10 protein-coding genes are annotated in these 9,259 nt (G+C 49.6%); 6 read left to right on the top strand and 4 right to left on the bottom strand.

All coding sequences use genetic code 11. The features are described from left to right. Positions 1–419: 419 nt before the first annotated feature. Positions 420–539: a photosystem II reaction center protein Ycf12/Psb30 gene (gene psb30, locus POG22_RS23080; protein WP_017659726.1), complete on the bottom strand. Its 120-nt coding sequence runs from the start codon at positions 537–539 to the stop codon at positions 420–422. A 247-nt stretch (positions 540–786) separates the two neighbouring features. On the opposite strand from psb30, the gene POG22_RS23075 reads away from it, so the two are divergent. The 3 genes from POG22_RS23075 to POG22_RS23065 all read left to right on the top strand — a co-directional run bounded on the left by POG22_RS23075 (position 787) and on the right by POG22_RS23065 (position 1,918). Then, complete coding sequence (locus POG22_RS23075) at positions 787–1,158, top strand: YkgJ family cysteine cluster protein (RefSeq protein WP_017659725.1); 372 nt, start codon at positions 787–789, stop codon at positions 1,156–1,158. A 75-nt stretch (positions 1,159–1,233) separates the two neighbouring features. Beyond that, positions 1,234–1,593, top strand: coding sequence for a TMEM165/GDT1 family protein (locus POG22_RS23070; protein ID WP_063719535.1), 360 nt, complete (start codon positions 1,234–1,236; stop codon positions 1,591–1,593). A 52-nt stretch (positions 1,594–1,645) separates the two neighbouring features. Further along, complete coding sequence (locus POG22_RS23065; RefSeq protein WP_017659723.1) at positions 1,646–1,918, top strand: TMEM165/GDT1 family protein; 273 nt, start codon at positions 1,646–1,648, stop codon at positions 1,916–1,918. Between the two features lie 133 nt (positions 1,919–2,051). Here the strand turns inward: POG22_RS23065 and POG22_RS23060 are convergent, their stop codons facing one another. Continuing rightward, positions 2,052–2,891, bottom strand: coding sequence for an alpha/beta fold hydrolase (locus POG22_RS23060; protein WP_498907270.1), 840 nt, complete (start codon positions 2,889–2,891; stop codon positions 2,052–2,054). A gap of 161 nt (positions 2,892–3,052) precedes the next feature. Here POG22_RS23060 and POG22_RS23055 point away from each other — a divergent pair, with 161 nt between their 5' ends. Then, a complete protein-coding gene (locus tag POG22_RS23055; RefSeq protein WP_063719537.1) occupies positions 3,053–4,675 on the top strand; it encodes a vWA domain-containing protein in 1,623 nt (540 codons plus the stop codon). Between the two features lie 104 nt (positions 4,676–4,779). Continuing rightward, the gene (rsmA, locus tag POG22_RS23050) at positions 4,780–5,601 is read left to right on the top strand and encodes a 16S rRNA (adenine(1518)-N(6)/adenine(1519)-N(6))-dimethyltransferase RsmA (RefSeq protein ID WP_082901933.1); all 822 of its coding nucleotides are present in this window, start codon (positions 4,780–4,782) and stop codon (positions 5,599–5,601) included. A 72-nt stretch (positions 5,602–5,673) separates the two neighbouring features. Here the strand turns inward: rsmA and apcB are convergent, their stop codons facing one another. Then, the gene (gene apcB, locus POG22_RS23045) at positions 5,674–6,183 is read right to left on the bottom strand and encodes an allophycocyanin subunit beta (RefSeq protein ID WP_017659747.1); all 510 of its coding nucleotides are present in this window, start codon (positions 6,181–6,183) and stop codon (positions 5,674–5,676) included. A gap of 362 nt (positions 6,184–6,545) precedes the next feature. Here apcB and glnA point away from each other — a divergent pair, with 362 nt between their 5' ends. Then, positions 6,546–7,967 (top strand): type I glutamate--ammonia ligase, encoded by a 1,422-nt coding sequence (gene glnA, locus POG22_RS23040; protein WP_063719539.1) that lies wholly within the window; start codon positions 6,546–6,548, stop codon positions 7,965–7,967. Positions 7,968–8,418: 451 nt separating this feature from the next. On the opposite strand, the gene POG22_RS23035 is transcribed toward glnA, so the two are convergent. Beyond that, a complete protein-coding gene (locus POG22_RS23035) occupies positions 8,419–9,057 on the bottom strand; it encodes a type I restriction-modification enzyme R subunit C-terminal domain-containing protein (RefSeq protein ID WP_498907269.1) in 639 nt (212 codons plus the stop codon). Between the last annotated feature and the right edge of the window lie 202 nt (positions 9,058–9,259).

The raw sequence follows: 9,259 nt of genomic DNA, 5'->3' as shown, positions 1-9,259 counted from the left end.
TAAATAATTAAATTTATTCTACATTAATCGATCGCTCTATGTCAAGTTCTGCAAGCTTTACAGAATTTCGGCTTTGAATTTCAAATATCGGAATTGGGGTTAAATTAGTATTTTTTTGCATAACAAAATCGGAAGAGCCATAAATGATAAATGATATAATTAGAGTATTGGGTTTATGTTTTGAATGGTAATCCCAGATTTGATAGAATTCAGTTTATTAACTCGATCGACTATACACATCACGATCGATCGAGATCCTTGGAACTCAGAGTGCAATTTTGGTATTGCGTGATTTGGAGATCGCACTCAAGGAGTGTTCCTCCATTTTATAGTTTGTCTTGCCGATAGCGGAAAAAGCTCGATCGCACAAGTCGATCGAGCCAAGGTGGAGGAACAGAACGATAAATGTAAAGACCGTTTTAGAGGTCGCCGCCTCGAAAGGCGAGAACGAAAACCACCAAAGGACCAGCGACCACGATCAGACCCACCAGCGTTAATTGAATAATGGGTTCCCAGTTAATTGATGCTAAAGCTTCCATAGAGTTCTCCCAATCGGACGAAACAGGGCTAAATTATAAATCGCTGTAAATGCCGTTTAACATCTTACTGGCTTAGCCCCGTCGGATTTTAATAAAGTTTACAAAACTATACAAAAAATCGAAAGATAAGACGATCGCCCCCAGATTTTCCCAGGATTTCGTCTCTCGTCCCCCGGAACCGCCGCGACAGGGACGGCGAAAACCCGCTAAGCTCGATATAGACCCTCGACCCTAGGAGAGCGATCGCGTGGCTACCTGGCAATGTATCAAACAATGTGGAGCGTGTTGCTACCTCGCCCCGGACGAACGACCGGATTTAGAAGATTATCTGACCGCTGACGAACTCCAACAGTATCTCAGCCTCGTGGAATCCGACGGTTGGTGTCGCAATTTCGATCGCCAAACCCGAGAATGTCGGATTTACGACGATCGCCCCGCATTCTGTCGAGTTGACGCCGAGGAATACGAACGTCGCTACGGGATCGATCGCCAGGACTTAAACGAATTCGCCATCGAATGCTGTCGGGAACATATCGACGACATTTATGGCGATCGCAGCTTAGAACGGTTAAAGTTCGATCGTGCTGTGGGAATCCCTCGCATCCTGCGCCCTCGCTAAGCCAAATTACCCAATTCTTTGTAAAATTACAACAAGTGTTACAACACTTGAAGTTTTCGATCGCAGCCATCACCCGTGAAAACCTCGACTCCCACTCCAGAACCCACCACCGACGCCCCCCAATCCCCCGAAACACCGAAAAACGGAATTCCGCGATCGGCTGTGACCGTCTTCGGTTCCACCTTCTTCACCATTTTTCTTGCTGAAATGGGGGATAAAACCCAACTCACCACATTGTTAATGACGGCGGAATCGAAATCGCCTTGGGTAGTGTTTCTCGGTGCGGGTTCCGCCCTCGTCCTCACCAGTTTAATCGGCGTTCTCCTCGGTCGTTGGTTAGCCAATCGCGTGTCGGAAGACACGATCGAAACTCTCGCCGCCGTTCTCCTCATTTTCATTTCCATTTTGCTGCTAGGTGAAACGATCTACACCTAACGTTTCGCAAGAATTTGAGAAGACTTCTAAGTTTTAACGTTCGAGAAAACAAATGGATTTGAACTTACTAGGATTGACGTTTTTCGCAGTTTTTATTTCCGAACTTGGCGATAAAAGCCAACTGGCAGCGATCGCCCTCAGCGGAAGTTCTAAATCGCCTCAAGCCGTCTTTTTTGGAACTGCGGGGGCGTTACTTTTGGCGAGTTTTTTGGGCGTTCTCGCAGGGGAAGGTGTCGCGCAACTGCTGCCGACACAGCTTCTCAAAGGTTTTGCAGCGTTGGGATTTGCCTTGATTGCGTTGCGGTTGTTGTGGAAACACGATTAGGCATTGTGAGTGTTGACTTCACTTAATAAGATCCCTGGCATCTCGGAGATGCCGGGGATCTCGCCCTTTCAAAAAAAACTCTGGGAAGTCGCCACTTTCTGAGAAACCCTACTGAGTAATCGATCGCGAACTGTTAAACCTCGAGAAATTCGCGGACGATTTTTAAATAATTCGGGGCGTCTTCCAACATGGGAAAATGCGCCGTATTGGGAAGCATCACGTATTGAATAATTTTACTTTCGTTTTTCTCAACCGCTTCTCGTCCCATTTTAGCCGGGATAATCTGGTCGAATTCCCCCGAAACCAACAGCGTTGGAACCCGAACCTGAGAAAATTCACCGGGCATCGTTTCAGCCGCTTTTTGACTCACCGACGTATAAATCGTTCCCAACGCCGCCTCGTAATCTGCCATTAAGAAATCCGCCAAAAACGCGCGACGTTCTGTCGAGGGAATTTCGCGTTTGAGGAAACGTGCCATAAAAATTCGATCCATTAAAGGAATCGATGCCAGCCATTTGGGACGAAACTGAACGACGAGTTTTCCGAATTTGTGGAACGTCGTAAATTCCTTTTCGTTATATTCAAAAATGCCGCTACAGGTGAGAATGGCGCGATCGATCCGTTCTGGGTAGCGATTGAGGAATAACGTCGCGATCGACGCCCCCATCGAATGCGCGTTGAGAGAAACGCGATCGAGTCCCATTTCGTCTAAAAACACCGCCAAATCGTCGGCGTAGGTTTCCAATTCGTAATCGAGACTCACGGATTTCGGAAGCCGAGAACGCCCGAATCCTCGCATATCGTAAAGCAAACAGTCGAAGCGATCGCCCAACGCCGCCGCCGTCGAACGCCAATATCTCGCCGAACCCGCCCAACCATGCAAAAACACCAACACGGGTTTGTTTCCAGACGGAGAGGAGTCGGGAATCCATTCATAGTAATGTTCGACGCCGCGCACTCCGATGTAAGGCATGGTGTTTCGATCGCGTAGAGAATTGGTCTAGAGTTCGATTTTACCGCAGGCGATCGCCCCTGAGATTTTCGCGGTTTCACAAACCGTAACCGTCGAGACAATTGATAAATTCCCGTGTTAGCGTTGGCGTGGAGGCGATCGCAACTGGAGGTAAACGCATTATGTCCGCCCGTTTCAAACCCATTTTCGTCTTAAGTGCGATCGTTGTCTTACAGAGTCTCGTCGGTTGCGGAGGACAGGAGTACTCAGAAACCCTCGAACGTCAGCAATTCTCCTCTTACGATAGAGCAACGGAAGAAGCCGGAACAACAGCCCCAGAAGCCCCCATCGCCGAAACCGAAGACTTCAACCGGGAGGATTACAACCCCATTGAAGAAAACGACTTTCAACTGGTGCGATCGCAACCCCTTTCGACATTTGCGATCGATGTCGATCGCGCCTCCTACAGTAACGTTCGCCGATTTTTGGAAATGGGGCAACTCCCCCCCAAAGACGCCGTTCGTATCGAAGAACTCATTAACTATTTTTCCTACAATTACCCCCAACCCGAAGGCGACGTTCCCTTTGCCATTTCCACCGAAGTCTCCGAAGCCCCCTGGAATCGCAGCCACAAACTCGTCAGAATCGGGTTACAAGGGCGAGAGGTAGACACCGAAAACCTCCCTCCGAGTAACCTCGTCTTCCTCTTCGACGTTTCGGGTTCCATGGAACAACCCGACAAACTCCCCTTACTCAAATCTGCCTTTCGCCTTCTCGTCAACGAACTCGACGAATCCGACAGTGTATCGATCGTTGTCTACGCCGGGGCTGCGGGTGTGGTTCTTCCGCCTACCCCCGGAAGCGAAAAAGACACTATCCTCAATGCTTTAGACCAATTACAAGCCGGAGGTTCCACCGCTGGCGGAGAAGGCATCGAAAAAGCCTACGAACTCGCCCGAGAGAATTTTATCGAAAACGGTAACAACCGCGTGATTCTCGCTACCGACGGCGATTTCAACGTCGGCGTTTCCAGCGAAGGGGCGTTAGTGCGTTTGGTGGAAAACAAGCGAGACAACGGCATCTTTTTAACAGTTTTAGGCTTCGGAACGGGCAATTTACAAGATGCCAAAATGGAACAAATGGCGAACCACGGCAACGGAAATTACGCCTATATCGACAGTTTGCTAGAAGCCAAGAAGGTGTTAGTCACCGAAATCGGGGGAACCCTGCTGACGATCGCCAAAGATGTCAAAATTCAAGTGGAATTCAACCCCAGTAAAGTCTTGGCGTATCGATTAATCGGCTATGAAAACCGCCTGTTGAGCGATCGCGACTTTAACGACGATACCAAAGACGCCGGAGAATTGGGGGCGGGGCATTCCGTCACGGCGTTGTACGAAGTGATTCCCGTCGGGGCAGAAACTGACGTCAACCTTCCCGATGTCGATGATTTGAGATACCAAGATACGGAAGTTTCGCCCGAAGCCGCCGACAGTGACGAGTTGATGTTGGTGAAATTGCGGTACAAAGAACCCGACGGCGACACATCGGAGTTAATTACCCAACCGCTTCTCGATAAAGGAATTCGCCTCGATGCCACCTCGGACGATTTTCGCTTCGCCGCGTCGGTGGCAGAATTCGGAATGTTGTTACGGGATTCGAGTTACAAAGGCGATGCCACTTGGGAAGAGACGTTAGACTTAGCCCGCAATTCCCGAGGAGAAGATGCAGAAGGCTATCGCACCGAGTTTATGCGTTTAGTCGAACAAGCGAAAATTTTGGCAAAATCGGCGGCATCTCAGTAAATCTGACTTAGGCTTCCAGAAACCCGGCATCTTCAAAATGCCGGGTTTTTAGCACGGTATCATGCAATAATTAAAGATTGCGTTTGTATTAAACTGTTCTATTGATGAGACCTAGAAAGCGATTCGCTCAACATTGGCTTCGTAGCGATGCCGTTCTCAATAAAATCGTCGAAGCCGCCCAGTTGTCAAGCAGCGATCGCGTATTAGAAATCGGGCCTGGACAAGGCGTGTTGACGCGGCGGCTGTTTCCCGAAGTGAAATCCCTGGTGGCGGTGGAACTCGATCGCGATTTATGCCAAAAGCTGGTCAAAAAATTCGGCGATATCGAAAACTTTATATTATTACAAGGAGATTTCTTAGACTTAGATGTACCGGAGGCGTTAAACGTCGCTCCCGAGATATTTCACCATCAAAATAAGGTCGTCGCTAATATTCCTTACAATATCACCGGCCCGATTTTAGAAAAACTCCTCGGAAAAATTGCCAAACCCAATCCGAACCCTTACGACTCGATCGTCTTGCTAGTACAAAAAGAAGTCGGCGATCGCCTCTGTGCGAAACCCGGTTCAAAAGCCTTCGGTGCGCTGTCAGTGCGGGTGCAGTACCTCGCCGACTGCGAAATTGTCTGTTCCGTTCCCCGAAAAGCCTTCTACCCACCGCCAAAAGTAGAATCTGCCGTGGTCAAACTTACACCACGGAACATTTCGACTCCGGCTGAAAATCCCAAATGGCTGTCAACCTTAGTGAAAGTAGGATTTGCAAACAAACGAAAAATGTTACGAAATAACTTAAAAAGTTTGGTCGATCGCGATCGCTTAATGGAATTTTTAGAGAAACAAAACCTAGAACCCGAAATTCGAGCCGAACGGTTAAGCGTTAAAGATTGGGTAGCCTTAAGTAACGAACTCGACTCAATTCAAAGATAACTTCGGTCGTCCGAACTGCATAAAAAAGTTGGCGGTGCGATAACCACAACCGCCAACTGCTTGAGAAAGCTCTTAAATATCTTTTTCGCCCAACACGCTAATCATGCGATCGAACGGTTCGTCAATAAACGACGTATCTTCGATGCCAGCTTCAGACGCTTTCGCCTGCACGATCTCTTTGAGAATGCCGATGCCGATGACAGTCGGTCCGATCGCCACGTTGAGAGAATTATAAGTTTCTCTCAAACCGGCCAGTACCCGCTCGTCGAGAACGTCCGTATCCCCAGCGACCCAAGCATAGGTAGCATAGCGGAGATAGTAGTCCATATCCCGCAAACAGGCAGCATAGCGACGAGTCGTGTAGCCGCTTCCACCGGGACGAATCAGTTCCGGCTGTTCGGCAAACAAGCGAGATCCCGCTTCCTTGACGATCTCCGCCGCTTGTCCGTTAATGGCAGCCGCCGCTTGCACCCGTGCCGTACCCGTCTCAAAATAAGACTTCAGGCGGTCGATCGCATCGCGATCGAAGTAACGTCCGGTCGAATCGTAATTTTTAATCAGCGTTGTAATCGCGTCCTGCATGAAAGTCCTCTTCTTCTAAATCTGGATCTCGTTCGATCTATTATTTTCCAATTGTGACGCGCACTTTTGGAAACTCAACAATAGTTTATACCCAGGAGTTGCCGCTCTTTCTCATCTCAATCCTGCGGAATCTGCGGTTTGCCTACAGGTACAGCAGCGGCAAGCACAACAGCAGTATTGTAATCTTTATCATTTTTTACGCTTAATTGGTATAAAAAGTTACAAATTCTTACAACGCCTGTCTCTACGATGAGTCAGGTATTCGTTAGGCAGAGCCGTCGCGTGCGTGCAACACGTACCGTCTGGAGAAACAACCCCGGCCGCCCCGCATTACATGGATTAGTTAGGGAGAAGTATAAGAGATGCCTCAAACGCCACAAGACGTCTTGAAAATGATTCAAGACGAAAATATCGAACTCATCGACTTAAAATTTGTCGATTTGTTCGGAATTTGGCAGCATTGCACGTTTCATCGCAGCTTGATCGAAGAAGAATCCTTTACCGAGGGGGTTGCCTTCGACGGTTCGAGTATCCGGGGTTGGAAAGCCATCAACGCCTCCGACATGGCAATGGTTCCAGATGCCACCACGGCCTGGATCGATCCGTTCATGGAAGTGCCAACCCTAAGTATGCTCTGTGCCATTAAAGAGCCGAGAACGGGCGAATGGTACGAGCGCGATCCGCGCTCGGTGGCCGGGAAAGCCCTCGAATACCTCAAATCTACTGGAATCGGCGATACCGTCTACTGCGGACCGGAACCGGAATTTTTCGTGTTCGACGATATTCGTTACGACCAAAACGAACACGAAGGGTACTACCACGTCGATTCGAGCGAAGGTCTGTGGAACTCCGGTCGCATCGAAGAAGGCGGCAACCTCGGCTTCAAAACCGGCTACAAACGCGGTTACTTCCCCGTCGGTCCGTCTGACACGTTGCAAAACCTCCGTAGCGAAATGCTGCTGACGATGGCCGAATGCGGCGTTCCCATCGAAAAACACCACCACGAAGTCGGCACCGCCGGACAGTGCGAACTGGGGATGCGCTTTGCCGAACTCATCCAAGCTGCCGACAACACGCTGACTTACAAGTACGTCATTAAAAATGTCGCTCGCAAATACGGCAAAACGGCGACGTTCATGCCCAAACCCGTCTTCAACGACAACGGCAGCGGGATGCACACTCATATGTCCATCTGGAAAGACGGACAACCGCTGTTCTTCGGCAACAACTACGCCGATCTCAGCGATTTGGCGTTGTACTTCATCGGCGGCTTGCTGAAACACGCGCCGTCTGTGTTGGCGTTTACCAACCCCGCACTGAACTCCTACAAACGTCTGGTTCCCGGTTTTGAAGCCCCGGTGAACTTGGCTTACTCTCAAGGCAACCGTTCGGCGTCGATTCGGATTCCCATTACCGGCAGCAATCCCAAAGCCAAACGTATCGAGTTCCGTTGCCCCGATGCCACCTCCAACCCCTACCTCGGCTTCTCTGCGATGCTGATGGCAGGTATCGACGGCATCAAAAACAAAATCCACCCCGGCGAACCCCTCGACGTGGATATCTACGAACTCAGCCCCGAAGAACTGAGCAAGATTCCGTCTACGCCGGGTTCTCTCGAAGGTGCGCTGAGCGCGTTAGCCAACGATCACAAGTTCCTCACCGAAGGCGGCGTGTTCACGGAAGACTTCATCGACAATTACATCACGTACAAACTCGATAACGAAGTCAACCCGATTCGTCTGCGTCCGCATCCGTTTGAGTTCATGCTCTATTACGACGCCTAGTTTCAGAGGGGGAGTTTCTGAAGCAAGGTAGAGGGGGAGAAATTCTCCTCATGACTCGTTCCCCACTTCTTCAAAGCTCGAAACCTCAAAACAATTCACCCCGTAAAGTCTTTTGAGATCGGGACTCTACGGGGTTTTTTTGGGGATTGTTGGAATTTTGAGAATTTCCTCAAGGGGAGCGATCGCACTTTAGACGCTTTCCGAATCCTGCAAAACGCACAACACATTTGAGGCGCCACCTGACGGAAGAGGCGGAAGCCCAGTTATTGGAAGCGTTGGACGAATTTAGGGATTTGGGGTGAGGCGAATTGTTTTTTTAAGCAATGTCGCTGTACGCATCGATCGCCCCGTTAATCGACTCGACGATCGCAAACAGGTCGTCTGCATCCGCTTCCCCAAACAGCCCGTCTACCCCGTCCGCTGCCAAATTGGAAAACGGCGGTTCGTATAGTTAACCCGGATCGATCGCTCCGTTCTGCGTCAACCATTCAACAACCGTTTCGACGAACTTAATTTGATTGGCGTTAAAGCGAGAACCGTCGAGATACTGCTCGAAGGCGGCGCGGGCAGCTTGGCGATCTAAACCGACAATTTCACGGATAAACCATTTTAAATTCTTCTCGGGTTTGTAGAGACTCTCGAACTGTTCGCGGCTTTCGATCGCCATCATCGCCTCCGGACTCGAGAGTAACGCATCGAGGGCGTCGAGGTCGCTTTCGGTGAGGGGGAGATTGCGCTTGAGTTTGGCGATCGCCACGTGGTTTTCTTGGTTGCGAATAAAGGCCGTCACCTTGCGCTTGTACTGCTCTAAACTGTATCCCGTCGGTTGCAGGGGCGTTTCCACTTCCTCGATCTCCCCCACGTCGTCGTTGAAATTGGTATAGACGAGGTTCTGGAGATCGCGATCGACAAACCGAACCAAATCGCGCAGATGTCGCCGCAATGCTTCCAACATCGTCGGAGTGACGTTTATCCACCAAGATTCCTCTCGGGCGTCCTCAATGCGATCGAGCTGTTCGCGAACTGGGTTGATGTTGGCTTTGTCCGTCAGTCCGTCGAGAATCGATCGCAGGCGATCGCGCAAACTCACAAATCCCCGCGTCTCGTTTTCTCCCTGGGCGATGGTCAGTTGTAACTGACAGCAGAGTAAATCGGGTTTGCTGAAAAAGTTATCAAAAGCTGGGGGTGGAAAATGAACAAGAAGCCGTCTTGCTCAAGGTATAAATCTGAATTGACTTAACTCGTCCACTTTATAAGTTACAATAATATTTCTCGACAAAATTATGAAGTTT

This window comes from Geitlerinema sp. CS-897, assembly GCF_028368005.1.
GTDB classification, from domain to species: domain Bacteria; phylum Cyanobacteriota; class Cyanobacteriia; order Cyanobacteriales; family Geitlerinemataceae; genus Baaleninema; species Baaleninema simplex.
Note: the sequence above shows the minus strand (reverse complement) of the source record. Positions and strands in the feature narration are given on the sequence as shown.